The following is a 24,075-nucleotide window of genomic DNA, read 5'->3' as shown; positions in this document are numbered from 1 at the left end:
CTTCACTCCTTACCGGCGACTGTGTTTGTGCACTGCTTCCACCAGAGCAATCACATGTTCTACCGGGGTATCTTTGTGGATGCCATGGCCCAGGTTAAAAATATGTCCCGGCCGATTGCCAACCCGGGCCAGAATATCCTTAACCCTTTCCTCAATTACCCGGGGCGGTGCAAACAACATCATGGGATCCAGATTGCCCTGAACAGCTACATCATCGCCCAGGCGACGAATGGCATCATCGATATTGATGCGCCAGTCCAGGCCGATGACATCTCCACCGGCTTCTTTCACCAGTTCCAGCATGCTGGAGGCATTATTGGCAAAATGGATCACGGGCACGCCACTATCCTTCAGGCCGTCCAGCACCTTTTTGGAATAAGGCAGCACATACTGACGATAATCTTCGGGAGACAGAGCCCCTACCCAGGAGTCAAATAACTGCACCGCCTGGGCTCCGGCAGCAATCTGAGCCTTGAGGTAACGCAAAATCACCTCGGCAATCTTGTCCATCAGAGCATGCCAAACTTCGGGGGCCTGCCACATCATCTTCTTGCACTCAATATAATTTTTAGAGCCGCCCCCCTCGATAATATAGCTAGCCAGGGTAAAGGGCGCACCGGAAAAACCGATCAGAGGAACTTTATCTGCCAGTTCCCGCCGTAAGATACGGATGGCTTCCATGACATAGGGAGTAGCCTCTTCCGCCTCAATGACCCGGATGGCATCCACATCCGCCCTGGTTCGGACCGGGTTATGAATTACCGGGCCCTCGTTTTTGGCAAACTCCAGTTGAATCCCCATGCCTTCCAAAGGCAAAAGAATATCGGCAAAGAGGATGGCAGCATCCACCCCCAGTTTGTTCACCGGTTGCAAAGTAACTTCAGCGGCAATTTCCGGAATCTTGCACATTTCCAGGAAAGAATACTTGCTTCTAATCGCCATATATTCGGCCATGTAACGGCCCGCCTGGCGCATCAGCCAAACAGGAGTATAATCCACCGGCTCCCGGCGACATGCTTTGAGAAAGGTGTCATTCATGTATGTACTGCCTCCTTGTCCTCAGTTTCACATACTTTTTACTATTCAACGAGAAAGAAGAAAATCCTTTTTTATCTTACCCTATTTTCGCTAATTAACAAAATACCCTCCGTTAAACGGAGGGATAGCATTTACTCCCACTCAATGGTGCCAGGAGGCTTAGAAGTTATATCATAGACAACCCGGTTCACATGGGGTACCTCATTGACAATCCGGTTGGAGATACGCTCCAGCAGCTCATAGGGCAAGCGGGCCCAGTCCGCAGTCATACCGTCCTCACTGGTCACTGCTCGCACTACGATAGTGTATGCATAAGTGCGTTCATCCCCCATCACACCCACACTTTTCATGGAAGGCAGTACGGCGAAATACTGCCATACCCGTTTGTTCAAGCCCGCATTAAAGATCTCTTCAGTAACAATCGCATCAGCTTCCCGCAATATATCCAGTTTGTCCCTGGTAACCTCTCCCAAAATGCGTACCGCCAACCCGGGGCCCGGGAAAGGCTGGCGCCAGACGATCTCAGCAGGCAATCCCAGTTCCTCACCCACTGCTCGCACTTCATCCTTGAACAGCCAGCGCAGGGGTTCAATCAGTTCAAACTGCATGTCTTCCGGCAAGCCCCCCACATTGTGGTGGGTTTTGATCGTAGCTGCTGTTTCCGTGCCGCTCTCCACCACATCGGGATAGAGGGTACCCTGCACCAGAAAATCAATCTGCCCCAGTTTTTTGGCCTCATCTTCGAAAACATAAATGAATTCATTGCCAATCAGTTTCCGTTTGCGTTCCGGATCAGTAACCCCGGCCAGTTTTTGCAGGAACCGCTCTTCCGCATCCACATAAACCAGATTTATCTTAAACTTCTCGCTAAAGATTCGCCGTACCTGTTCGGCTTCCCCTTTGCGCAAAAGGCCATGGTTAACAAAAACACAGGTCAGCTGATCCCCTACTGCCTTGTGAACCAGTACTGCTGCTACGGAAGAATCCACTCCACCCGAGAGGGCACACAGCACCTTGCGGTCTCCTACCCGCTCCCGAATTTCCTTTACTGTTTGTTCAATAAAGGAGCCCATGTTCCAGGTACCATGGCAGCCGCAAACATTGAAGAGGAAATTGCGCAGCATCTCCTGGCCTTTCGGGGTATGCACCACTTCCGGATGGAATTGTACCGCATAGAGCTGGCGCTGGTAATCAGCCATAGCTGCCACCGGAGTATGTTCCGTCTGGGCTGTCACCTCAAAACCAGCCGGAGCAGCAGCTACAAAATCCCCATGGCTCATCCAGCACTGGGTAGGGCTTTCGATCCCGGCAAAAACTTGATCCTCTTTCAGGATGCGCAGCTCGGTTTTGCCATATTCCCGGTTAACAGCCCGGTCCACTTTGCCCCCCAGGGTATAAGCCATCAGCTGCATGCCATAGCAAATACCCAGAATCGGAATTCCCAGCTCAAAGATGGCGGCATCAATCCGCGGTGCTCCTTCTCCGTAGACGCTGGCTGGTCCGCCGGAAAAGACAATCCCTTTCGGATTCATGGCTTTAATGCGTTCCAGGGAAGTGGTATAAGGCAGCATTTCGCAATATACCCTGCACTCCCTGATGCGCCGGGCGATCAGCTGACTGTATTGACCGCCGAAATCCAGGACCAATACCATTTCCTGCTGTTGCATTTCTTTAATGGCCTCCTATCCTATTTCTGATAAGCTTCCGGTTTTAACACGCAAATATAGGGCAGGTTGCGGTATCTTTCTGCAAAATCCAGACCATAGCCCACCACAAATTCATCGGGAATGGTAAAACCGTTAAAATCAGCTTGAATATTCACTTTACGCCGGCTGGGCTTATTCAGCAGAGTTACAATCTTAACACTGGCCGGCCCCCGGGATTTCAGGTTTTCTACGAGATAATTCAAAGTGAGGCCACTGTCAATAATATCCTCAATAATCAGAACGTTTTTCCCCTCAATGCTGCAGTCCAGATCCTTTAAGATTCTAACCACACCGGAAGATTCGGTGGAAGAACCATAACTGGATACTGCCATGAAGTCTATTTCCAGTGGACAGGTGATCTGCCGAATCAAGTCAGACATGAACACAATAGCACCTTTCAGTATCCCCAGAGCCAAAATGGGCTTGTCCCCATAATAGGAAGAAATTTCTGCTCCCAATTCCTTTACTTTTGCCTGAATTTCCTCTTCTGACAATAAAATCCGTTCAGCCTCTGCGATCATGTTCTGTCCTCCCTGCAAGTTTGTTTTTCAATTTTAACACGGAAAAAGGAAACCGGTCAAGGTATGACCGGTGGTTTTAGTGGTTGATTAATCTGGTTGTGTCGCCGAAAATCCAGGTTAATAAAGATTTTTACCCCGGGATTTTTCTGATGAGTCCCGGTCAGCATTACTCGATAAAGTTTTCCTTCTTTTTGATCCAGCCATAATGTCCCCTCAAACTGACCAAAAGCCTGGTTCAGATAGGGATTAGTAATGCGTGGAGTAGTAGTGATACGATAGCAATTCACCCCTGCTACCTTTGCTTCCGTAATCTGGTCCGTTGCTTTTAGGCCCTGGCCCCAGTCCAGTAGGCCCCAGGATGAAAGCAAAATCTCAATCAAATCCTGGCTACCCGCCTGCGGTGGCGGCATTTGCTGCCAGCGACCATAGGGGTCCTTCAGATAAATTTTCCCCTTGACCTGATAGTAATCCAGAGGCGTTTTAAGCAGTTGGCCCTGCAAATGCACATCCTGGCCAACCTTTACTCCCTGCAGATCACTTAAATCCTGTTTTTTCCCATCCACCTCCAGCCAGGCGCGATTTTGAAATTCATAGCTCTGCAATTGCACCATCTGCCGGGGCAAGTTTTGCAAAATTTGTTCAGGGGAAAGAGGGCGGGTCAACCACCACCAGCTCGCAGCAGCCAGAACCGCTATAATCGCTAAGCTAAATGTTATGAAAATCCAGTACCGGTTTTTCCCCATAATCCAGCCCCCTTCCCTCACTATCATCTTATGAGGGCCAGGGGGCTAATATTACTCGGATTCAGCTGTTATAGGCGTCCAGCGGTTTTTATCCCGGGTCCGGTACTTTTCCATCATCCGGTCCCAGGCTTCATCCAGATCTATACCCAGAGAATTGGCAAAACAGACAACAATGAATAAGATATCCGCCAGTTCAAGAGCTATGTCTCCTGGCGGCTCCCCCGGTTTTTTGGGTTTCTCGCCAAACTGGTGGTTTACTTCCCGGGCCAGCTCTCCTACTTCTTCTGCCAGCCGCGCTACCAGGGTCAAAGGCTTAAAATAGCCCTCCTTGTACTGGCTGATATAGGCATGGGTCTCTTCCTGCAAGCGCTTCATCCGTCATCCTCCCTGTGACTCTTCTTGTTCATCATTGCCTCACTGCCTCCAGCCAGTGGGCCCCAGCCCAGTTGAAAAAATTCCTCTGCTGCCCCGATTCCCCCCCAGGAAGTCCAGGTTCCCCAGGATTTATGACCATGTCTTTTCATAACTGCACCTCCGGACTTTTTCTGTTATTATGCCCGGAAGAGTTATCAATCAATCTTTAATTATATATATTGCCATATACACCATCAGCTACATTTTCAGTACCATTAGGCTGGAGGAGCTGTATCACTGTTTGGATTTTGATGACTTTGGCTTTGTTCATATATTCCAGCTGGTAGCCCAAAGCGGACAGTACAGGCTGCAAAGGCAAGTATGGCCCATCGGCAAATAATTGAGGCGCAAGACTGCTCCTTGTTTCCCTGCCATTTATTTTAAGCCCCGGTTCGCTTAAAAACAACTCTAAAACCGTCTTTTCCCGGACAAACTGTATATATGTTCCTTTTATTATCATTTTCCCGGGAATAAACCAGGATAATTGTTGTGCCCGCAGATAAGCCTGCCCTTCCAGCCAGCGTATATCCAGCCAGGCAGGGTAAAGTTTGCCATTAACCTGGACTTTCCATTTTTCCTTTTTCATGCCTGCTTTGCCGCTTTTCCTGATTTTTACCGGTGTTCCCCGGGGCACCTTTTCCTGTAACCACTTGGCATCATAGAGATTCAGGCGAATACAGCCATGAGACGCCGGCCGGCCTAACATTTGTACTGAGCGGCTGATCAGGCGTTTCCCGGTTCGGTCGAAAAGGATGGAATGAAAAAGATAATCCCCGTTGAAAGCGGAATAATATTTTGCTGAAACCCCATAATCAGTAACAAACATTGGCCCTTTGCCCTGGATGCGAAAATCCCCTACCGGTGTTGGCGTCCCAGGCGCACCGGTTGAACAAATCATGGCCCGCAGCAAGAGATTGTTATCATAGACCTTGACCATCTGGGTGCTTAAATCCACCTCAACCCTCATGGCAGCCTGAACTGCCGAAGGTAATAATAAACATGCTATAAATAGAACAATAAAATAAATTTCTCTTTTCATTCTCCCCACCCCTTCATAGAAAATAGCATTAAAGTACATCTATATATCTATGAGGGGCAGAATGGAGATAGAATTACTGATTTAACTTTTCACATCTTCACATCATATCTTAAAGCATAGCATAACATAGGGGGTGATATTTATGCCTTTTCTAGCACATGCTCCTAACAAATATGCAGCTGCCGGGCCATATCCAGAAATAAAAGTAGTTTCTTCAAATCCTTACTATGCTGAGCTGTTGATGGATGATTATGCTGGATTTGCCAGCGAATTTACTGCAATAACCCAGTATTTATATCATCACTATATAATAAAAAATAAAAAAATAGCTGAACTTTTAGAGGGTATTGCTATTACTGAAATGCATCATATGGAGTTATTGGCAGAAACTATTGTACTTTTAGGTGGTGAACCAAGAATTCGAGGTGCTTTCAGCACCTGGGGGCACTACTGGAATGGCTGTTATATAAAATACGGTACAAGTGTTTATGATCAATTACAAGCTGATATTGAAGCAGAAAAACAAGCTATAGCTAATTATCGTTATCGTATTATGCAAATTGACGATCCTTATATCCAAAAACTTTTAGAGCGGATAATTCAGGATGAAGAGTTGCACCTGGTACTTTTTCAAGAAGCTTTGAGAGAGCTTCCTTGCTTAAATAAGCAGTCCATAGTAAGATAAAAACAGATAAGTACACTTTGTTCGCTAAAGTTGGGCACCAATTAGGCACCAATAAACAAAAAAGCCTCCGGCCCAAATCCCGGAAGCCTTGATTTCTCTGGAGCCGATGAGGGGACTCGAACCCCTGACCTACGCATTACGAGTGCGCCGCTCTACCGGCTGAGCTACATCGGCTCGCACCAAAAATAATACCTAAATCGCCCTTTATTGTCAAGTATAAGCTATTGGTAAGAGGTGAAATAAATGGTCTCACCCCGACTTCAACAGATATTCAACAAAGCCCTGGAGGTATTTGCCGAAAAAGGATATGCCGGAGCAGTAATGGATGAAATCGCTGCTCGTGCCCAGGTTGCCAAAGGAACTCTGTATTATCATTTTGACAGTAAAGAAGATTTATTTGCAAAGCTGATCAGAAATGGCTTGCAACCTTTGCTTTCCGCCGGCCAGCAAGCCTTGAACCACCCCTCACCCCAGGATATATATAGCCTTATAAAAGTACAGGTGAATTTTTTTGCTCATAATAAATTATTCTGCCAGGTGCTTTTAACTGAGGTCTGGGGAGCTTCAGAGCTGCAAAACCAGTTTCGCTCCCAATTGAGTGATTTCATTTCCCTCTGGGCCGAAAGCTTACGCAAAGGCCAGCAGGCTGGCTTTATTCTACCTGAACTCGATTGTGAAACTGCCGCTGCTGCCTGTTTTGGTGCGGTTAGCATTGCCTGTTTACACTGGATCCTGAAACCGAATACACCCTCATTTCCCATCAATCATCTGGAAAATATCTGCCATCAACTAATAATATCCGGTTTAACAAATAATAAAGCAGGTCAGTAACGCCTGCTTTTTGCTTTTATTTTTTTATTAATTTTTCCTGTCCGGTTTTAATCTCTTCCAGTATTTTCTTAACCAAGGGCGAACCGGCAGGCAATCCTTGCTCCCTGGTAATATCCTTACCACAGTAGGGACAAATCCAGGTAAAATGGGGAGATGAACTATAGGAATCACCATAACAGTTCGGACAGATCTTACAATACACAGAACCCACCTCAGCATCCTGTTATACAATAACAGATTATTCGCCATGATTGCGTGAATTCCTGCTCATCTTTCACCTTTTTTTTCAATTATTATTTTTCTTTTCCAGCAGCTCGCAAAAACAACGGACGATTTCAGGATCAAATTGCTGACCCGCACCTTTTTTAAGCTCAGCTACGGCTTCATCCTGGTCAAGGGCTTTACGATAAGCCCGGTCTGAAATCATGGCATCATAGGCATCTACCACTCCGATTATCCGTGCCCCTAAAGGAATATCTTTGCCTGCCAGCCCGTCGGGATAACCCTGGCCATCCCAGCGTTCATGGTGAGACCGAATCATAAGTGCTATCTCTTCAAATTGCTCCAGTCCAGCCAGAGCTTCCTGCCCTATAACCGGATGACGCCGCACTATATCCTTTTCTTCCGGACATAAACAATGGGGTTTATTCAGAATCATGCCGGCAATGCCTATTTTCCCAATATCATGTAAGGAGGCAGCCATTTCAATTTGTTCCACCAGTTCCTGAGGCAAATTCATATATCTGGCCAGTAAGCCTGCCCAGCGTCTGACCCGCTGGGAATGACCTCCTGTATACTGGTCCTTTAACTCAATTAATCCAACTAGAATATCAATGGTTGCCAGCATTTCCTCAGTTCTTTGTTGCAGTAGCATTCTTTCCTGGGTTTTGTCAATAATTATTTCCAGTACCTGCTCTACTGCACCATTTTCAATCAAGGGCACTGCTACTTGTTCTACAATCCGCCTTTGTCCTCCACTGAACTCTTCTTTAACCTGACTCTCTACCGCCTTGCTAACAAAAGCACGGGCTACCGCACACCCGGGACAAATGCTATTACGCCCCAAAATCTCAAAACAATGCCGCTCCAGAACTCGTTCTGTCGGCATTCCCACAATATCTATTGCAGCCCGATTTATCCTTTTAAAAGTGTAATCTTTATCTATCAAGGCATAAGCAATGGGAGTACTTTGAAAAATCGTCTCCCAGAGACGGTTTTGTTCTTCAAGATGTTTTTTAATCGCAACCAGCTCTTTATGTTGATTCAACAACTCTTCCTGGCTCAATGTAAGTCGGGCCAGCAAAATGCCAATTAATGGTGGTACCATATCCACCAGTAAAAACCAGGCCCGTCCAAAATGGGTAGCCCAAAAGGCCTGCCAGCTTAAAGTAACCCCTGTACTGAGCATTTCTACCACGGTAGCGAAAAAGGGTATGAGCAGACCGATAATAAAACCATATATGCCATTGATGATATAGCGTTTCTTCCTCATTTAGTGCCCCTCACTTGTTACTAATGTTACAAGCCCTCTATTACAATATTCGGCACAAAATCACAAAATCCTTCATTATTTTCGCTACAAGACTGAATTTTTTAGTCAATTTATTATTTAGAAAAACCGGACCAGTCGGCCCGGTTTTTCAGGATATTTATTGCTGTAAATATTGCTGAACCATCTGCCAGTAGGCAGAATCCTCAAAGCCCAGCCGCCAGATACCAGCACCGGCTAAACCATATTGTTTTACCAGCACCAGTCTTTTAGCATTGCTTTCTACGTTTTCAAACCAGACTTCATGTTTTTGTCCCTGTTCATCGGTGTAGGTAAACCAGGATTCCAGTGCTGTAGCATCCCAGTTAACTTTAACACCATATTGGGCTGCTCTGGCTACAGCTTGCGGATAGGTTACACTGCGAGCACTGGTTCCAACCCAATCATATCCATAAGTGGCCAGGCCCAGCAGAATTTTGGAAGCCGGCATTTTGCTGACCGCATATTTTACTACTTGCTCTGTCCAGGGATAAGAGGCAATAGGTCCAGCCGGGCCCCCAATCCAGTGTTCATCATAGGTCATGATCTGAACCAGATCAGCCCGCTGCCCAATAGCCGCATAATCATATCCCCCTGACCAGGAACTGGTGGTATCATCCCTGGTTTTCGCCGGGATAGAAACTACAGTTAATAAGCCTTTTGCCCCTAGTTGCTGTTTCAGCTCACCCAGAAAAGCGAGGTAGTGTGGGGCATCTGCCGGATATATTCCTTCTACATCCAGGTTAACCCCTAGATAACCGCGATTCTGTACCTCATTCACCAGCTGGCTGATCAAACGCTGTCTTTTAGCGGGATCAGTCAGCACTGCCCGGGCCAGGTTTTTGTCAAAACCCACACGATAATCAAAGTTGTGTAACAAAGCCAGTGGTTTGATCCCCCGGGCCCTGGCCTGCTGCAATGTATAAGCTTCCTGGTCAGCATTACCTTTCAGATTACCATTGTTATCAAAGGTATAGGTAAAGGTAGCTATTGCCCCCAGCCCCTGACTCTGGATCACACTCTGGGCCGAGCGGTTATCGCCTGGATAGTCAATAGCCGTATAGCCCAGAATCCAGGCGCCTTTTTCAGCACCACCCAGCAAATTGGTCAGAGCTTTAGCCTGAGTGCGGATTTTATTTAATTCCTCTTCAACTACTATGCCATCGACTTTTAATCCATTGGCTTTTTCCCAGGCCTGTACTGCCATTACCGTCAACAAACCATAATAACCGGTGGGTTGTACAGTCAGCAATCCCATGGTTTTCAGGTATTGCTGCAATTCCAGCACCAGGTTGGAACGCACCCCTAGCCCCAGTACGGCTGGGCGGGTTGCAGTTACCCCCCGGCTGACAGGATTCTGGCTGGCCATCAGTGCTGTCCAGGCCTGCTGGTTAACTACCCCGGTTGCCGCTAACCCCCTGGACTTTTGCCATTTTACCACTGCTGTTCTGGTCAAGGTACCAAAGTAACCGGTAATTGGCCCCTGGTAGAAACCGAGCTGATTCAGTTTCTGTTGCAGCAGTTTCACCTGTTCCCCGCGACTGCCCAACGTCAAATAGATCCGTTGAGCTGTTGCGGTTGTACCGCGAGTTACACTGACATTAAACAGGCGATTCCAGCTAACTGTACCGATTATTCCATCAGCAGGCAGGCCATTAGCCTTTTGCCAGCGCAGGACCGCATCTCTGGTTTGAGTGCCATAGTACCCCGTAATAGGTCCGGCAAAATAACCAAGCTGTTTTAATCTGGTTTGTACCTGTTTAACAGCTTCACTTTTACTGCCTACTTTCAGTACAATTACTGTTGCTGATTCTGCCCTTAAGACAGGCATAAAGTTACCTAAAACCAGGGAGAAACTCAATACTAATAAAATCAGTCTTTTAAGATTAGTCATTTTATCCCCTCTCTTTCTCCGCTTTACTCCCCCTATGCTTTTATGGTAACACTGGTCAAGGTGTAACTCAAGGAACAAATCTTACCAAAATTAAAACCGCCGTTTTTAGCCGGCGGTTTTGGTTCTACAATACAAATTCTACCACATCGCGATCTATTAACTTAATACAATGACTGAGTTTATCCGCCAGACTGCGATCTGCTGCTGCTGCCCCCCGGATTTGCCGGAGTAAATCGATGGTACGGCGGAAGATGGAAACAATATCTCCGTCCTGCAGATTACAATAACTGCGCAGATCGGCGAATTCCAGGCCTGCGCTCCACTGGTAAGCCAGGAGGGAAACTTCAGGATGGAATTCTACCGTTACCGTATTCAGGATTTGCTCCTCCGCCCTAATCAAAGGCAACATCAGTCGGTAAATCCGTTCCAGATCATAAACCGGACCCTTTTTGAACCAGTCGTGTTTGCGGCTTTCATAGGCAATGGCCGCCACCAGAGCCACAATCTGCTCCGGTTCAAATTCATGAAAGACTCCATCAAAATACAATTCTGTTACCAGCAACTCCTGAACATAAATCTGGGTAGCAAACTTGCCCCGGGGAGTCAAGGCATTATTTTCATCCACAAAGCCTAATTTTTGCAAAAGCTGGCGCTTCAAACGAAAATCCCGGATGAAATTGGTTTGCTTGCTTAACCTCCCCCACTCTTTATATAATTCCTTCTTTTCCTCATCCAGGCGACGATATCTTTCCTGCTGGGCCTGACAGTGGCCCTGTTGCTCCGCAGTACATAAGCGGGGAACAACCTCCGCCAGCAAGCTTTCGTTCTGGCTGATACGCAGGGACAGTTCCTTGCGTTTGCTTTCATAACGTTTACTCCGCCCCCAGCGGGTACGGAAGAGACGGTTAAGCTCCCGCTTGTCAGCCTTCAGCCTGGACCAGGCAGTATGATACTGCAAGGGACAGGTCAGATTGTAAATATCTTCACAGCGCTCTGCCAGGATTTGTGCCAGCTCCTGCTCCAGTTCTCGAATACGTTTTTGTAAAAAATCAGCTTTTCGGGAGGCCTGGAAATAGGCAAAATTATGTTGCAAAACTTCCTCTATTTCTTCCTCGGTTTGGTGATGACCTATCAAATTCACCACCGAATTATAACCCAGGTTAAAGCGGCTTTGCAGGTTTTCCAGTTTTCTTTCATCTGGTTTTACCATCTTGTCGGGATTAAGCCAGTTTAAATCCACAATGGAAAATACAAAACCTTCAGTATCTATTCCCCGCCGTCCAGCCCGGCCTGCCATCTGGAAATACTCCTGATTGGTCATAACCCGAAAATCTTTGCCATCAAATTTTTCATTGGAATCAAAGCAGACAGTTTTCACCGGCATATTGATACCCACAGCAAAAGTTTCCGTACAGTAAAGGACTTTGATGAGGCGGGCCGTAAGCAAATCCTCAACCACTTCCTTTACTATAGGCAACATGCCGGCATGGTGAAAACCAATGCCTTTTAATAACACCCGACGTACTCGCTCTAAAGCCAGCAGGTTAGCTGTAACCCCCTGTTCTGCTGATTTGTTAGCCAGGTATTGTTCCACTTTAATTCGTTCATCTCTGGTCAGGAAATTGAACTTGCGGGATAGCTCATATGCATAGTCTTCGCATTTTTTACGGCTGAAAACAAAATACAAGGCAGGCAGATATTCATCCTTTAAGAAACTGACCAAATCCACATGGGTGGTCGCAGGCAATCCTTTTCCTGCCGGAACTCCGCTCTCCGCCATCTCCTCCAGTTTTTGACGCCGGATTTTGATGGCTTTTTTCAGGTTACCAGCCCCCATGGTTTTTTCAAAAACAAAATGCTTTAAGGGAACAGCCCGTTGATGATGTTTAACTACCTTTACTTCTTCACCTTTAATCGAGGCAATCCACTCGGCCAGTTCTTCCGCATTGGGAATGGTTGCCGATAAACCTAAAATCTTAATATGTTTGGGCAAGAAGATAATAGTTTCTTCCCAGACACTGCCCCGGTCCAGGTCACTAATGTAGTGAATTTCATCCAGAATCAGGTATCGTACCATATCCACAACCGGGTCTCTGGTCAAAATCATATTGCGAAAAATTTCTGTTGTCATTACCAGAATAGGGGCATTGCTGTTAATAACCACATCCCCGGTTATGATTCCCACAGCATCCTTACCAAAATAGTGTTTGAAATCCTTATACTTCTGGTTGGAAAGAGCCTTGATAGGGGCGGTATAAACAACCTGTCGCCCTTCCCGGTAACATTTTTCAATAGTGTAATCCGCAATCAAGGTTTTTCCTACTCCTGTTGGAGCAGAAACCAGTACCGACAGGTTATTGTCCACATAATCCATGGCCTGGCGCTGAAAGTCATCCAGCAATAAGCCGCGATAATATTTCTTATCCAATGCTTCCACTCCTCACTACCGGGAAATTTTGCGCCAATGCTCTCTGATTTTATTCCAGACCTTGTTAGTAACCAGTTTATCGACATTATTCAGGATTTTTTCCACCTGGGCCAGAACCTCTCCTGAACCGCTCCAGTGTTCCACGACAATATCAGGGGCTGCCTGTAATAAACGATTAATTACCAGAGCAGCTAAAATCAAATCATCCCCAAAACCAATAGGCCCTACCAGGATTTCCGGCAAAAAATCCAGTGGCAAGAAATAATAGGCAATTGCTCCCGCTATCCCATATTTAGCTGTAGCCGGAACCCGGGGGTCCCTTAATAAGCGCACCAGTAGAAGGAAGAAATCCGGCGCCAATAAAAGCAGGTCTACCAGTTGCCGGCTGGTTTCTCCCCCTTTTTCCTCCGCCCAGTTAGCTATCTTTAGTCTGATCCGGTCATAAAAATTATCCGCTCTGCGCATCTCTCTCACCGTCCTTATCTTCCTGTTACTATCTGTTACTATATAATAGCAAAAAATATGGTAAAATGAAACTGAGGTGATTTTATGGGTTACGTGGGTGCAATCTTTCGACCTCCCAGTGAAGCAGATAGCCTGATCCTCCAGGTAACAGTAGGCTGTTCTCATAATCGCTGTACTTTTTGTACCATGTACAAGGATAAAAAATTCGCTCTTAAACCTGTAGCTGAAATTAAGGAAGACCTGCTGTCCGCTACTCAATGGCCCTATTTCCGTCGCGTTTTTCTTGCTGATGGCGATGCCCTGGCCGCTCCTACCGATTATCTCCTTAACATCCTGGAGTTAATTCAAACACTCCATCCCCAGGTGAACCGGGTCGGCATCTATGCCAGCCCTAAAAGTATTTTGACCAAATCTGTACAAGAATTGCATTTATTGAAAGAAAAAGGGCTGGGTATTGCTTACCTCGGACTGGAAAGCGGCTCTGACCTGATTTTGAAAAAAATCAATAAGGGTGTAGACAGCCAGGCCATGATTGATGCTGCCGAAAAGGTAAAAGCTGCTGGCCTGCTTCTCTCTGTCACAATCATCAACGGCCTGGGTGGCAAAGGCCTCTGGCAGGAACACGCCCAGGCCACTGCCAGGGTCTTAACAGCTATGCAACCCCACTATCTCGGAGCTTTAACCTTGATGCTCGATCCCGCAGCTCCATTATATCAGGAAGTCCTACAGGGTACCTTCCAGCCCATTGATGAACGGACACTCCTGGCTGAACTGGAGCTTCTGCTGTCCCAGGTTGAACTGGAAAACTGTATCTTTCGTTCCAACCATGCTTCCAATCTGTTTGTATTAAAAGGCACTCTCAACCGGGACCGCGACCATTTGCTGGCTCAAATTCGGCAGGCCCCGGAACAAATACAGCGTTTCGGCTGGATTCCCCGCCTCTGATGTCGGAAAGAAGGGAAAAAGAGACATTTTTCTTAGCAGGAATATCCAGGGACGTCAGCGAATTACCTGGCTGGAGGTGTCAGTATGGCCAGGTACCGGCTGATTTTCCTGTTGGCCTTTTTCATAAACCTGCTTTACCCTGCATCCATATTTTCCGCTACTCCAGATTTTCCCGCTAGCAAACAGCTGGTACTAGCGGCTGTAAACTCATGGACCACTGCTCCTCGCCAGGCTCTCGAAATTACCAGCCAGTTTGCCGAATCTGACCTGAATCCAGAGCAATTGCTTCTGGCTTACCCCGCTTCGCCCTGGATTTTACGTCTGCGCTGGCTACAACACGACCGCAGTTTTTATTATTCTTCCCTCTATGAAGACGAAAACCACCGCGGTCTTTACCGCGGTGGTAACTGGTCGGGCTATCCCGCGCCCTATCTTTATCCGGGGCCTTTATCCCAATGGCCTCTGTTACCATGGCCCGGTTCGGAAGGTGAAATTCACTTCCTGGGCACCAAACAATATGCTGATCAGTGGGTTAAAGTCTATGACTTTCAGCCTCCGACGCCGTTTATTTCCCCTCACTGGCAAGGAAACGTCCAGGTAATTTCTTCCCGTTATCTGCTGTTTATTACTCAACAGCCCTTTCCTCGCCTGGTAGCCGGTGAATATTACTGGCGTTTACGCCTGAATAACCAGCCCCTGGTGGTGGCTATGAAAGCCCGCTTCAATTATTGACATTGCTTCATGGCACAAAACTCTCCGCACATAGAGCATTCTGCCCGGTGTCCCGGGTTTTTTCTTTTTCGCATTTCTCTAGCAGTAGCCTGATCCAGGGCCAGATTAAGCTGCTGTTCCCAATCCAATTCTTTACGGGCCTTGCTCATCGCTTTATCCCAATTCCAGGCTTTTTCAATTCCTTTAGCCAAATCAGCGGCATGAGCCGCAATTCGGGTAGCAATTACTCCCTGCCGTACATCATCGGCATCTGGCAAGCCCAGGTGTTCTGCCGGAGTCACATAACAGAGGAAATCTGCCCCGGCAGCTGCAGCAATCGCTCCGCCGATAGCTGCCGTAATGTGGTCATGCCCGGCACCCACATCAGTAACCAGGGGGCCCAGTACATAGAAGGGTGCACCATGACAAAGACGCTTCTGTAATTTAATATTAGTTTCAATTTGGTTTAAAGGAACATGGCCCGGTCCTTCCACCATGACCTGAACTCCTTTGGCCCAGGCCCTTTTCACCAGCCGCCCTAATTCTAACAGTTCAGCTATCTGCGGTCCATCGGTAGCATCAGCAACGGCACCTGGTCGCAGCCCGTCACCCAGACTCAGTGTAACATCATATTCCCTTACCAGTTCCAGTAACTCATCAAAATGAGCATAAAGAGGGTTTTCTTCGCCGGTTTCCTGCATCCAGCGAACGATAAAGGACCCACCTCGGCTGACTATACCACATACCCGCGGACTTTCCTGAATTTCCTCCAGCACCCGGCGATTGATGCCACAGTGAACAGTAATAAAATCCACTCCTTGCCGGCAGTGGTCCTCGATTACCTGAAACAGTTTATCTTTGCTGAGTTCCCCATAAAACCCGGCTTCATAAATTGGCACTGTCCCTACTGGTACCGGACAGCGCTTTAAGATCTCCTGCCGGGCCTGGCGGAGATTGGGCCCCAGACTTAAATCCATAATGGCATCTGCCCCAGCAGCCAGAGCTACTTCTAGTTTCTCCAGCTCCTTTTCCACCTCCGGCCAGTCACCAGAGGTGCCGATATTGGCATTAACCTTGGTGGTCGCCCCATAGCCGATTAACTTGGGCTGGGCTAGATACCGCTGTTTATTGGCCGGTAAGATCATAACCCCAGCAGCAATCCTTTCCCGCACAATTTCAGCAGCTATTCCCTCTGCTTCTGCCGCCAGTTTCATTTCCGCTGTTATTCTCCCAGCTCTGGCCAACTCCAATTGTGTCATTTCAATTTTCCTCCTTTGCCTTACTTGCTAATAAAAGTTTTTGCCCCAGAATATAGCTTTGATAACGCCATCTTTTTGCCTTAGCGGCCAGTTCCAGGTCGGAAAGCACTTTACTTCCTTCTTCAATCACCCGCAAAGACTCTGCCACACGGGAGGCATTGGCATTGATTAGTGCCTGCCAGGACGCCCTTTCCTGTTCTCGGAGTGTTGTCACTTCTGTTCCCGGATCCCCTTGGACATCCCTAAATCGCCAAATTTCCTCCGGCCGGGCCAGGCCTATTTCCTGTCGCAACTGCTTTAAAGCCTTCGCCAGTTCCTTCTCTTCCAGGATAAACCGGGCCATATCTTCCAGTACCCGCAATCCTTCCACACAGCGGTTGAAATTGGCATCTAGCATACGAAAAAATTTTTCGCGCATTATTATCCTTCCTCTCATAAATAAAAAACACCCGTCCCGAAGAGACAGGTGTAGAGTATACACTCGTTCCACCCACTTCCCTTCGCTGGTATTACCCAGATCAGGTACAAAGGGTTGAAGCCATAGCTTCTCTCAGCCTTTTCGGCACCCCTAGTGGTAACTACAAATATTCGATTAGCTGATATTGACTTTTTACCTGGTGGGCAATGTGTTCCCGCAGGGCTTGCCGTCGTGGCCCATTAAATCCAATAAACTGCACGCCTGTTAACCATCCCTCCTGCCAGGGCCGTGATCTTACAACCCGGCCTTTTAGCTTTAAAGTCCCCAGTTCAGGGATAGTTAATTCCAGAAGCAATATCATATTAACTGGTAAGCGCAGAGCTGAAAAAAAACTGAGACCTTCTTCTGCCAGGTCATAGGTCTGCCCCCGTCCCCGCTTACCACGTAAATGCTCAATGGGATATGTGCCAAACTGGGCCACTTCAAAATACAACGGCAGCTGAGTATGCCAGCGAAAATGCCTGCGCTCAGCCATAGCCCTCCCTCCCAAAAGAGGTACTTTTGTCTAATTATAACATACAATTTCTACTGTTGCCACAATTTCTTTTTTTCCGCTTCAATAAAGGAAAGCATTTTTTCTTTCTCTTCCCGAACCTTTTCCATCAACTGGTCCACAATTTCTTCCACTTTTTCCCCATTATATGCCCGCTGACAGAGCTGGATTGCCTCCTCTTCAGCACAGCCCACAGCCCCTGCCAGTTGCTGAATACGCAAACGGTCAAAAACCACTTCATTATCTTTGATTTGAGCAAAACCGATAATTAATTTTATCAAGTGAATAGCGGTTCCCCGTCGAATGTCCAGCGATGAGCCATTGGGTATATTATCCACAAACATATTCACTGCCATCTGTCTCCACCTCACCCAGTTTCTTTGCGCCAATATTATATCAGGAAGAATCTTTCTTTGCAAACAAAAGAGAGGCTTTTGCCTCTCTTTTACACCCCAAACTGGTTGTCATCAATAATGCATACGCTGCCACTGGCCAGAGATGCCGGTACATCAATCAGCCTTTGATTGGTAGAACCCCGGAAAGGCAACCATAATGCTCGCTGTTCCTTTAAATAGGGACCATCCACCAGCACATCTGTTAACTGCAGCAGCTCCCCGATAACCGGATTGCTCTCTGACATTCGCATCAATTGTTCCCAGGTATAGCCAGTAAAAACCCAGAGGTTTTTACCCTTCTCCCTGGCCCAGCGGGCGATAACCAAACAGGCTTCCGGCTGAAAGAAGGGCTCCCCTCCTGAAAGAGTTATTCCTGTTGCCAGCTTGTCCCCTTCCAGTTCAGCAAAGACCTGTTCAAAGGTCCAGAGTTCCCCTCCTTCAGGGTCATGGGTATCAGGATTATGACAACCCGGACAGCGGTGGGGGCAGCCCTGGGTCCAGATTACTGTTCTCAACCCTGGCCCGTCCACCACACTTTCAGTTGTAATTCCTGCCAGCCTGATCATCAGTTACACCCACATGTAATCCCCAGCGGGGAATGTTTCACCCTTTGGGCAATTTCCTGCAATTTAGCATCATTGCAATTAGATAATTTACAAAAATATCCTGTAACCCGCCGTACCCGTTCAATACTAGAAGGAGCAAAATGGGTTACTACTTTCACCTTTCCCTGAGGAGTCATATATACATCAATACCGGTTATCTCCAGGCCCCTGGCATTAGCTGCATAAAGAGCCTTCTGCCGATAATAGGCAATTTGCTCCGGAGTCAGTTCCGGCAATTTCTCCTGTACACATACAGCACTTTTCATCAATCAACACCCTCCTCTTCACTTTTTATCTAGTTAGTAGTACCCGTAGCGGGCCACTCCAGGTCATATTCTATTTCTTCTTCCATTACATTGACTGAACCACAGTTAGGACACTTATCGTGGTTAATAATCCCTAAGTAACCACAGACCTTACAAAAATCTATGGGAAAGTTAACTGCTCCATAGCCTACATCACAGGCTGCCATGTGCTTAATAATCGCTTCCAGGGCATCGATATTATGTTGCGGAGCAGCCGGTAACTCCAGATAAAGGATATGTCCGGCATTCAGGTACTTGTGATATTTCCCCTCAATCCTGGCTTTATCATACATCGAAATATTATACCACACCGGAATGTGCATACTATTTGTGTAGTACATGCGGTCTGTTACCCCGGGGATAATACCAAATTCCTTTTGGTCCAGTTTGGTAAATCGTCCTGCCAATCCTTCGGCAGGTGTTCCCAGTAAGCTAAAGTTCAACTTGTATTCCCGGGTATACTGGTCACATTTTTCCCGCATAAATTTGACTATTTCCACACCCAGGGCATCGGCCTCTTCTGACTCACCATGGTGTTTACCCAGCAGAGCTACCAGTGTTTCCGCCAAGCCGATAAACCCAATGGAAAGGGTGGCATGCTTAATAGCTTCATAAATTTCGTCATTGGGCCCTAGTTTATCACTATCGAGATAGAGATTCTGTCCCATCAGAAAAGGCATATCCTTGACTTTCAGCCGCCGCTGAATATCAAAACGGAACAACAACTGTTCCTTGACCAAATCCATCATTTCCTCTAGCAGTTCAAAAAACTTTTTGATATCACCCTGGGCCCTCAAGGCCAGTCGCGGTAAGTTAATGGTAGTAAAGGAAGCATTACCACGTCCTTCCGTTATCTCAGGCCCATTCACATTACCAATTACCCGGGTACGGCAACCCATATAGGCTACCTCCCCTTCTTTGCGCCGGGAATATGGCGCGTTAAAACTGCTATCCTGGAATGCATAAGTCGGGAACATTCTCCTGGAGGTCACCCGCAGGGCCAAACGGAATAAGTCATAGTTGGGATCTCCAGGGTCCATGTTTACTCCCTTTTTCAGCTTAAATATTAAATTGGGGAAAATCGGGTTCTCCCCACGTCCCAACCCGGCCTCATAGGCCAGTAGCAGGTTTTTGGTAACCATTCGTCCTTCTGGAGAAGTATCTGTTCCAAAGTTCAAACTGGAGAACGGCACCTGCGCTCCCGCTCGGGAATGCATGGTATTCAAATTAAAAATCAGTGCTTCCATAGCCTGATAGCACTCTTTATCTACCAGTTTTTCCAACTGCTCATCACTGATCTCAACCCCGACTTCCGCAAATATTTTGCGCTGTCTTTCCCGTTCCCTTTGTATAAACGGAGCCAGATCATAATCAAAATAGGCTACCGACTGTCCACCATGCATGTCGTTTTGAGATGACTGGATAATTACTGCTGTTAAATTAGCTGCCGATTTTATGCCCTTAGGACTGCGTATAAACCCATGTCCATTATTAAACCCATTTAGCAACAAACGCCCTAAAGGTATCTGAACACAGGTCAAGGTTTTGGCAAAAAAGTCCAGGTCATGAATGTGAATATCACCATTGATATGGGCCTGGGCATGCTTCTCCGGCATTAAACGGGTTAAATAGTATTTCTTACTGCCCGTAGAGGCTATTTGCAGCATTTTCGCCATCGGGCTATTCTGAACATTAGCATTTTCCTTGCTAGTCTCCACCAGGATTTCGGCTACTGCATCCATTAAATCGGATTGCGATTCCCTGATTCTAGTGCGTTTATTCCGATAAAGTATGTACGCTTTGGCAGTCTGGGCATGTCCATTTTCAATTAAAACCTTTTCCACTGCATCTTGAACATACTCCACAGAAACAGTACCTTCCGGCCCTTCGGGATGGCTCTCCAGGTATTTTACTACTTCAATCGATAGCCTGTCAGCCAATTGCTCATTGTCCCCACCAACTGCCCGAGCAGCTGCCATAATGGCATTTTTAATCTTCTCCCGATTAAAGGGAACCACCCGGCCATCCCGTTTTTTGATATAATGGATCATCCGCTCTCGCCCTCCAAAAAACGTTTAATTTCTTCCATAAACTCATTTACATCACGGAAACGGCGGTAAACTGAAGCAAAGCGGACATATGCTACCTCATCCACTGTTCTCAGCTTTTCCATCACAAGCTCTCCTAAATAAGAACTAGGTACTTCTTTGTCAAATTGGGTCCGCACCTGACTCTCTACCTCAGTAACTATTTTCTGTAACACTTCCATTGACACTGGTCGTTTTTCCACGGCCTTTACCAGACCGTGCATTAATTTTTCCGGTGAAAAAACTTCCCGGCGCCCATCGTTTTTAATAACCAGTAAAGGTCGCTCTTCTATCCTCTCATAAGTGGTGAATCGTTTACCGCAGTTCTCACATTCCCGTCGCCGCCTAATACTATTGCCTTCATCAGCGGTACGGGATTCCACTACTTTGGTAGCAGTTTCATGACAAAACGGGCATTTCATATGCTTCCCCGTCCTTGCGAAATTGTCAGAATATAGCTCTAGATATAGAGCATATTTCTTGGCTAAACCTATTTTATACTCTATATATGGGGTAAGTCAATAAATGCTTTGGAAAAATATTTTTAACTAGTGTAAGAAAACTAGCTTGTCCTTTATTTTTCTCCTGATTATACTTAAGGAATAATTTTCTTTGGAAAAAAACAACAGACCTTCTTATTTATGAGAAGGCCTGTTGTTGTGTCCGGCAGCGACCTACTCTCCCAGGACCCTGCGGTCCAAGTACCATCGGCGCTGGTGGGCTTAACTGCCGTGTTCGGTATGGGTACGGGTGTTGCCCCACCGCCATTGCCACCGGACTGGCTCCCCGAGCAGGACTCGAACCTGCAACCTACCGGTTAACAGCCGGGCGCTCTACCATTGAGCTATCGGGGAACATTATTCAATTCAAGGGATTGCTCCCTCAAAACCGCACAGAGTTCTTTTGAGGTTAAGACCTCGACCTATTAGTACCGGTCCGCTCAAAGCCTTGCGGCTCTTACACTCCCGGCCTATCTACCTGGTCTTCTTCCAGGGGTCTTACCTGGTTTTCCCAGTGGGAAATCTTATCTTGAGGTGGACTTCGCGCTTAGATGCTTTCAGCGCTTATCCCGTCCAGACTTGGCTACCCAGCGATTGCTCCTGGCGGAACAACTGGTACACCAGCGGTCTGTCCATCCCGGTCCTCTCGTACTAGGGACAGCTCCTCTCAAATTTCCTCCGCCTGCGACGGATAGGGACCGAACTGTCTCACGACGTTCTGAACCCAGCTCGCGTACCGCTTTAATGGGCGAACAGCCCAACCCTTGGGACCTACTTCAGCCCCAGGATGCGATGAGCCGACATCGAGGTGCCAAACCTCCCCGTCGATGTGGACTCTTGGGGGAGATAAGCCTGTTATCCCCGGGGTAGCTTTTATCCGTTGAGCGATGGCCCTTCCACTCGGTACCACCGGATCACTAAGCCCGACTTTCGTCCCTGCTCGACCCGTCGGTCTCACAGTCAAGCTCCCTTCTGCCTTTGCACTCTCCGCGCGTTTTCCATTCGCGCTGAGGGAACCTTTGGGCGCCTCCGTTACTCTTTAGGAGGCGACCGCCCCAGTCAAACTGCCCACCTGACACTGTCCCCTACCCGGCTCACGAGTTCGGGTTAGAACTTCAATATCACAAGGGTGGTATCCCACCACCGACTCCACTTAGGCTGGCGCCTAAGCTTCCCAGTCTCCCACCTATCCTGTACATGCAATACCAAAATCCAATGTCAGGCTACAGTAAAGCTCCACGGGGTCTTTCTGTCCTGTCGCAGGTAACACGCATCTTCACGTGTACTACAATTTCGCCGAGCCCCTCGTTGAGACAGCGCCCAAGTCGTTACGCCTTTCGTGCGGGTCGGAACTTACCCGACAAGGAATTTCGCTACCTTAGGACCGTTATAGTTACGGCCGCCGTTTACCGGGGCTTCGGTTCAAAGCTTCGCCTCTCAGCTAACCTTTCCCCTTAACCTTCCGGCACCGGGCAGGCGTCAGCCCCTATACGTCAGCTTTCGCTTTGGCAGGGACCTGTGTTTTTGGTAAACAGTCGCTTGGGCCTCTTCTCTGCGACCGCTCTATGCTCCAGGCGCAAGGCCCTTCACATCTAGCGGCACTCCTTCTCCCGAAGTTACGGAGTCATTTTGCCGAGTTCCTTAACGAGGGTTCTCTCGCTCGCCTTAGGATTCTCTCCTCACCTACCTGTGTCGGTTTCCGGTACGGGCACCATACCCCCTCCTTAGAGGCTTTTCTCGGCAGTTTGGCGTCAGAAGCTTCGCCCTTACGGGCTCCCCTTCACCTCTCAGGATTTCCGTGAGGCGGATTTGCCTGCCTCACTCCCTACTGGCTTGGACCGGTCCTTCCAATCACCGGCTCTCCCTAGCCTCCTGCGTCACCCCTTCGTAATATCGGTTGTATGGTGGTATCGGATTTTCAACCGATTGTCCATCACCTACGCCTCTTCGGCCTCGGCTTAGGTCCCGACTTACCCTGGGCGGACGAGCCTTCCCCAGGAAACCTCAGGTTTTCGGCGGGCAGGATTCTCACCTGCCTTTTCGCATACTTATACCGGCATTCTCACTTCCATGCGCTCCAGCACTCCTCTCGGTATGCCTTCTCCGCCCATGGAACGCTCCCCTACCATTCGCTTGAGTCACCGCTACCCTATCTGACGGACAGGCTTAGCTGTTGGCATTTAGTCAAAACCTCATTATTCCTTTCTTAAGGTCGGTTTTGACTAAATCTCCTTCCTTTCCCTGTTCGCCTTATAGGACACTGGTGACTCAAGCGAATCCGCGATTTCGGTGACAGGCTTAGCCCCGGACATTTTCGGCGCACAACCACTCGACCAGTGAGCTATTACGCACTCTTTAAATGATGGCTGCTTCTAAGCCAACATCCTGGTTGTCTATGCAGCTGCACATCCTTTCCCACTTAGCCTGTACTTCGGGACCTTAATCGGCGGTCTGGGCTGTTTCCCTCTCGACTATGAAGCTTATCCCTCATAGTCTGACTCCCAGGGTCCAAGTTATGGCATTCGCAGTTTGATAAGGTTCGGTAACCTTGCTCAGGCCCCTAGCCCATTCAGTGCTCTACCTCCATAACTCATCCCCTGAGGCTAGCCCTAAAGCTATTTCGGGGAGAACCAGCTATCTCCGGGTTCGATTGGCATTTCACCCCTACCCACACCTCATCCGCCGACTTTTCAACGTCGGTCGGTTCGGGCCTCCACGAGACTTTACTCCCGCTTCACCCTGGACATGGGTAGATCACCCGGTTTCGGGTCTACGGCAGCAAACTTTTCGCCCTCTTCAGACTCGCTTTCGCTTCGGCTCCGGCTCCCCGCCTTAACCTCGCTTGCTACCGTAACTCGCCGGTTCATTCTACAAAAGGCACGCCATTACCCGTCGAGGTTCGAAGTTCGATGTTCGAAGTTCGAACCTTCAGCCTTATTTCCACGTCTGTATGAGCTTATATATCTTGCGTCCCAGCTTATCGTATTGTTCAGTGTAATTTTGAT

General features: G+C 47.8%; 24 protein-coding genes, 2 tRNA genes, 2 rRNA genes and 1 riboswitch (1 of these 29 only partly in view). Of the genes, 4 read left to right on the top strand and 24 right to left on the bottom strand.

Annotated features, from left to right (window positions below):
• Window positions 1–9: 9 nt before the first annotated feature.
• From hemE to CTH_RS00670, 7 genes are all read right to left on the bottom strand, one after another.
• Window positions 10–1,038, bottom strand: a complete 1,029-nt coding sequence (gene hemE, locus CTH_RS00695; protein ID WP_078665644.1) for a uroporphyrinogen decarboxylase — start codon at window positions 1,036–1,038, stop codon at window positions 10–12.
• Between the two features lie 131 nt (window positions 1,039–1,169).
• Window positions 1,170–2,705 (bottom strand): glutamine-hydrolyzing GMP synthase, encoded by a 1,536-nt coding sequence (gene guaA / locus CTH_RS00690; protein WP_107752711.1) that lies wholly within the window; start codon window positions 2,703–2,705, stop codon window positions 1,170–1,172.
• Between the two features lie 20 nt (window positions 2,706–2,725).
• A complete protein-coding gene (gene hpt, locus CTH_RS00685; protein WP_078665642.1) occupies window positions 2,726–3,265 on the bottom strand; it encodes a hypoxanthine phosphoribosyltransferase in 540 nt (179 codons plus the stop codon).
• A gap of 56 nt (window positions 3,266–3,321) precedes the next feature.
• The gene (locus tag CTH_RS00680; RefSeq protein ID WP_107752709.1) at window positions 3,322–4,008 is read right to left on the bottom strand and encodes a LolA-like protein; all 687 of its coding nucleotides are present in this window, start codon (window positions 4,006–4,008) and stop codon (window positions 3,322–3,324) included.
• A gap of 51 nt (window positions 4,009–4,059) precedes the next feature.
• Window positions 4,060–4,383, bottom strand: a complete 324-nt coding sequence (locus CTH_RS00675) for a nucleotide pyrophosphohydrolase (protein WP_078665640.1) — start codon at window positions 4,381–4,383, stop codon at window positions 4,060–4,062.
• Window positions 4,380–4,532 carry a hypothetical protein gene (locus CTH_RS14045; RefSeq protein WP_159071767.1) on the bottom strand — a complete coding sequence of 51 codons (153 nt, stop codon included), beginning with the start codon at window positions 4,530–4,532 and terminating at the stop codon, window positions 4,380–4,382. The genes CTH_RS00675 and CTH_RS14045 overlap by 4 nt, the downstream gene beginning before the upstream one ends.
• Before the next feature lie 56 nt (window positions 4,533–4,588).
• Complete coding sequence (locus CTH_RS00670) at window positions 4,589–5,461, bottom strand: L,D-transpeptidase (protein WP_159073784.1); 873 nt, start codon at window positions 5,459–5,461, stop codon at window positions 4,589–4,591.
• A gap of 142 nt (window positions 5,462–5,603) precedes the next feature.
• Here CTH_RS00670 and CTH_RS00665 point away from each other — a divergent pair, with 142 nt between their 5' ends.
• Entirely contained in the window at window positions 5,604–6,146 is a 543-nt protein-coding gene (locus CTH_RS00665) for a ferritin-like domain-containing protein (protein WP_079906132.1), read from the top strand.
• A 98-nt stretch (window positions 6,147–6,244) separates the two neighbouring features.
• On the opposite strand, the gene CTH_RS00660 is transcribed toward CTH_RS00665, so the two are convergent.
• A tRNA-Thr gene (locus CTH_RS00660) sits at window positions 6,245–6,320 on the bottom strand.
• A gap of 69 nt (window positions 6,321–6,389) precedes the next feature.
• On the opposite strand from CTH_RS00660, the gene CTH_RS00655 reads away from it, so the two are divergent.
• Window positions 6,390–6,977, top strand: a complete 588-nt coding sequence (locus tag CTH_RS00655; RefSeq protein ID WP_079906133.1) for a TetR/AcrR family transcriptional regulator — start codon at window positions 6,390–6,392, stop codon at window positions 6,975–6,977.
• Between the two features lie 16 nt (window positions 6,978–6,993).
• Here CTH_RS00655 and CTH_RS00650 read toward each other — a convergent pair whose 3' ends face one another.
• The 5 genes from CTH_RS00650 to CTH_RS00630 form a co-directional block, all read right to left on the bottom strand.
• A complete protein-coding gene (locus tag CTH_RS00650; RefSeq protein WP_078665636.1) occupies window positions 6,994–7,179 on the bottom strand; it encodes a hypothetical protein in 186 nt (61 codons plus the stop codon).
• Window positions 7,180–7,263: 84 nt separating this feature from the next.
• Window positions 7,264–8,469: an HD-GYP domain-containing protein gene (locus tag CTH_RS00645; protein ID WP_078665635.1), complete on the bottom strand. Its 1,206-nt coding sequence runs from the start codon at window positions 8,467–8,469 to the stop codon at window positions 7,264–7,266.
• A 157-nt stretch (window positions 8,470–8,626) separates the two neighbouring features.
• The gene (locus CTH_RS00640) at window positions 8,627–10,399 is read right to left on the bottom strand and encodes a peptidoglycan-binding protein (protein WP_107752704.1); all 1,773 of its coding nucleotides are present in this window, start codon (window positions 10,397–10,399) and stop codon (window positions 8,627–8,629) included.
• Between the two features lie 124 nt (window positions 10,400–10,523).
• Window positions 10,524–12,827 carry a DEAD/DEAH box helicase gene (locus CTH_RS00635; protein ID WP_107752702.1) on the bottom strand — a complete coding sequence of 768 codons (2,304 nt, stop codon included), beginning with the start codon at window positions 12,825–12,827 and terminating at the stop codon, window positions 10,524–10,526.
• A gap of 15 nt (window positions 12,828–12,842) precedes the next feature.
• Window positions 12,843–13,292: a YkvA family protein gene (locus tag CTH_RS00630; RefSeq protein ID WP_159071765.1), complete on the bottom strand. Its 450-nt coding sequence runs from the start codon at window positions 13,290–13,292 to the stop codon at window positions 12,843–12,845.
• A gap of 84 nt (window positions 13,293–13,376) precedes the next feature.
• Here CTH_RS00630 and CTH_RS00625 point away from each other — a divergent pair, with 84 nt between their 5' ends.
• Both CTH_RS00625 and CTH_RS00620 read left to right on the top strand, forming a co-directional pair.
• Window positions 13,377–14,237 (top strand): radical SAM protein, encoded by an 861-nt coding sequence (locus tag CTH_RS00625; protein WP_078665631.1) that lies wholly within the window; start codon window positions 13,377–13,379, stop codon window positions 14,235–14,237.
• A gap of 84 nt (window positions 14,238–14,321) precedes the next feature.
• Entirely contained in the window at window positions 14,322–14,969 is a 648-nt protein-coding gene (locus tag CTH_RS00620; protein ID WP_078665630.1) for a hypothetical protein, read from the top strand.
• Here the strand turns inward: CTH_RS00620 and thiC are convergent.
• From thiC to CTH_RS00565, 11 genes are all read right to left on the bottom strand, one after another.
• A complete protein-coding gene (thiC, locus tag CTH_RS00615) occupies window positions 14,963–16,207 on the bottom strand; it encodes a phosphomethylpyrimidine synthase ThiC (protein ID WP_107752700.1) in 1,245 nt (414 codons plus the stop codon). The two genes, CTH_RS00620 and thiC, sit on opposite strands and share 7 nt — an antisense overlap.
• Window position 16,208: 1 nt before the next feature.
• A complete protein-coding gene (locus tag CTH_RS00610; RefSeq protein ID WP_078665628.1) occupies window positions 16,209–16,625 on the bottom strand; it encodes a hypothetical protein in 417 nt (138 codons plus the stop codon).
• Between the two features lie 60 nt (window positions 16,626–16,685).
• Window positions 16,686–16,787, bottom strand: a riboswitch (TPP riboswitch).
• Window positions 16,786–17,160 (bottom strand): PilZ domain-containing protein, encoded by a 375-nt coding sequence (locus CTH_RS00605; RefSeq protein ID WP_078665627.1) that lies wholly within the window; start codon window positions 17,158–17,160, stop codon window positions 16,786–16,788. (Overlaps the previous riboswitch by 2 nt.)
• A 50-nt stretch (window positions 17,161–17,210) precedes the next feature.
• On the bottom strand, window positions 17,211–17,534 hold the full coding sequence (locus CTH_RS00600) for a hypothetical protein (protein WP_078665626.1): 324 nt from the start codon (window positions 17,532–17,534) through the stop codon (window positions 17,211–17,213).
• Between the two features lie 89 nt (window positions 17,535–17,623).
• Window positions 17,624–18,139, bottom strand: coding sequence for an anaerobic ribonucleoside-triphosphate reductase activating protein (gene nrdG / locus CTH_RS00595; protein WP_078665625.1), 516 nt, complete (start codon window positions 18,137–18,139; stop codon window positions 17,624–17,626).
• A complete protein-coding gene (locus CTH_RS00590; RefSeq protein ID WP_078665624.1) occupies window positions 18,139–18,444 on the bottom strand; it encodes a hypothetical protein in 306 nt (101 codons plus the stop codon). Before CTH_RS00590 ends, nrdG begins: the two co-directional genes overlap by 1 nt.
• Before the next feature lie 29 nt (window positions 18,445–18,473).
• Window positions 18,474–20,534 carry an anaerobic ribonucleoside-triphosphate reductase gene (gene nrdD / locus CTH_RS00585; RefSeq protein ID WP_078665623.1) on the bottom strand — a complete coding sequence of 687 codons (2,061 nt, stop codon included), beginning with the start codon at window positions 20,532–20,534 and terminating at the stop codon, window positions 18,474–18,476.
• Window positions 20,531–20,992 (bottom strand): transcriptional regulator NrdR, encoded by a 462-nt coding sequence (nrdR, locus tag CTH_RS00580; protein WP_078665622.1) that lies wholly within the window; start codon window positions 20,990–20,992, stop codon window positions 20,531–20,533. The genes nrdD and nrdR overlap by 4 nt, the downstream gene beginning before the upstream one ends.
• A 239-nt stretch (window positions 20,993–21,231) precedes the next feature.
• Window positions 21,232–21,348: ribosomal RNA gene (gene rrf / locus CTH_RS00575) — 5S ribosomal RNA — on the bottom strand.
• Window position 21,349: 1 nt separating this feature from the next.
• Window positions 21,350–21,424, bottom strand: a tRNA-Asn gene (locus tag CTH_RS00570).
• 51 nt (window positions 21,425–21,475) lie between these two features.
• Window positions 21,476–24,075: ribosomal RNA gene (locus CTH_RS00565) — 23S ribosomal RNA — on the bottom strand; it runs 964 nt beyond the window's last position.

It is taken from the genome of Carboxydocella thermautotrophica (assembly GCA_003054495.1).
GTDB lineage: Bacteria > Bacillota.
The sequence above is the reverse complement of the archived record's forward strand: the minus strand, read 5'-3'. Positions and strand labels throughout refer to the sequence as shown.

Bases quoted from the DNA above. Each gene is read 5' to 3' on its own strand.
- CTH_RS00630 (WP_159071765.1), bottom strand. From the start codon at position 13,292: ATGCGCAGAGCGGATAATTTTTATGACCGGATCAGACTAAAGATAGCT.
- CTH_RS00600 (WP_078665626.1), bottom strand. From the start codon at position 17,534: ATGGCAGTGAATATGTTTGTGGATAATATACCCAATGGCTCATCGCTG.
- CTH_RS00665 (WP_079906132.1), top strand. From the start codon at position 5,604: ATGCCTTTTCTAGCACATGCTCCTAACAAATATGCAGCTGCCGGGCCA.
- thiC (WP_107752700.1), bottom strand. From the start codon at position 16,207: ATGACACAATTGGAGTTGGCCAGAGCTGGGAGAATAACAGCGGAAATG.
- CTH_RS00645 (WP_078665635.1), bottom strand. From the start codon at position 8,469: ATGAGGAAGAAACGCTATATCATCAATGGCATATATGGTTTTATTATC.
- nrdD (WP_078665623.1), bottom strand. From the start codon at position 20,534: ATGATCCATTATATCAAAAAACGGGATGGCCGGGTGGTTCCCTTTAAT.
- nrdR (WP_078665622.1), bottom strand. From the start codon at position 20,992: ATGAAATGCCCGTTTTGTCATGAAACTGCTACCAAAGTAGTGGAATCC.
- CTH_RS00670 (WP_159073784.1), bottom strand. From the start codon at position 5,461: ATGAAAAGAGAAATTTATTTTATTGTTCTATTTATAGCATGTTTATTA.
- nrdG (WP_078665625.1), bottom strand. From the start codon at position 18,139: ATGATCAGGCTGGCAGGAATTACAACTGAAAGTGTGGTGGACGGGCCA.
- CTH_RS00640 (WP_107752704.1), bottom strand. From the start codon at position 10,399: ATGACTAATCTTAAAAGACTGATTTTATTAGTATTGAGTTTCTCCCTG.
- guaA (WP_107752711.1), bottom strand. From the start codon at position 2,705: ATGCAACAGCAGGAAATGGTATTGGTCCTGGATTTCGGCGGTCAATAC.
- CTH_RS00620 (WP_078665630.1), top strand. From the start codon at position 14,322: ATGGCCAGGTACCGGCTGATTTTCCTGTTGGCCTTTTTCATAAACCTG.
- CTH_RS00680 (WP_107752709.1), bottom strand. From the start codon at position 4,008: ATGGGGAAAAACCGGTACTGGATTTTCATAACATTTAGCTTAGCGATT.
- CTH_RS00625 (WP_078665631.1), top strand. From the start codon at position 13,377: ATGGGTTACGTGGGTGCAATCTTTCGACCTCCCAGTGAAGCAGATAGC.
- hemE (WP_078665644.1), bottom strand. From the start codon at position 1,038: ATGAATGACACCTTTCTCAAAGCATGTCGCCGGGAGCCGGTGGATTAT.
- CTH_RS00605 (WP_078665627.1), bottom strand. From the start codon at position 17,160: ATGGCTGAGCGCAGGCATTTTCGCTGGCATACTCAGCTGCCGTTGTAT.
- CTH_RS00675 (WP_078665640.1), bottom strand. From the start codon at position 4,383: ATGAAGCGCTTGCAGGAAGAGACCCATGCCTATATCAGCCAGTACAAG.
- CTH_RS00655 (WP_079906133.1), top strand. From the start codon at position 6,390: ATGGTCTCACCCCGACTTCAACAGATATTCAACAAAGCCCTGGAGGTA.
- CTH_RS00590 (WP_078665624.1), bottom strand. From the start codon at position 18,444: ATGAAAAGTGCTGTATGTGTACAGGAGAAATTGCCGGAACTGACTCCG.
- hpt (WP_078665642.1), bottom strand. From the start codon at position 3,265: ATGATCGCAGAGGCTGAACGGATTTTATTGTCAGAAGAGGAAATTCAG.
- CTH_RS00610 (WP_078665628.1), bottom strand. From the start codon at position 16,625: ATGCGCGAAAAATTTTTTCGTATGCTAGATGCCAATTTCAACCGCTGT.
- CTH_RS14045 (WP_159071767.1), bottom strand. From the start codon at position 4,532: ATGAAAAGACATGGTCATAAATCCTGGGGAACCTGGACTTCCTGGGGG.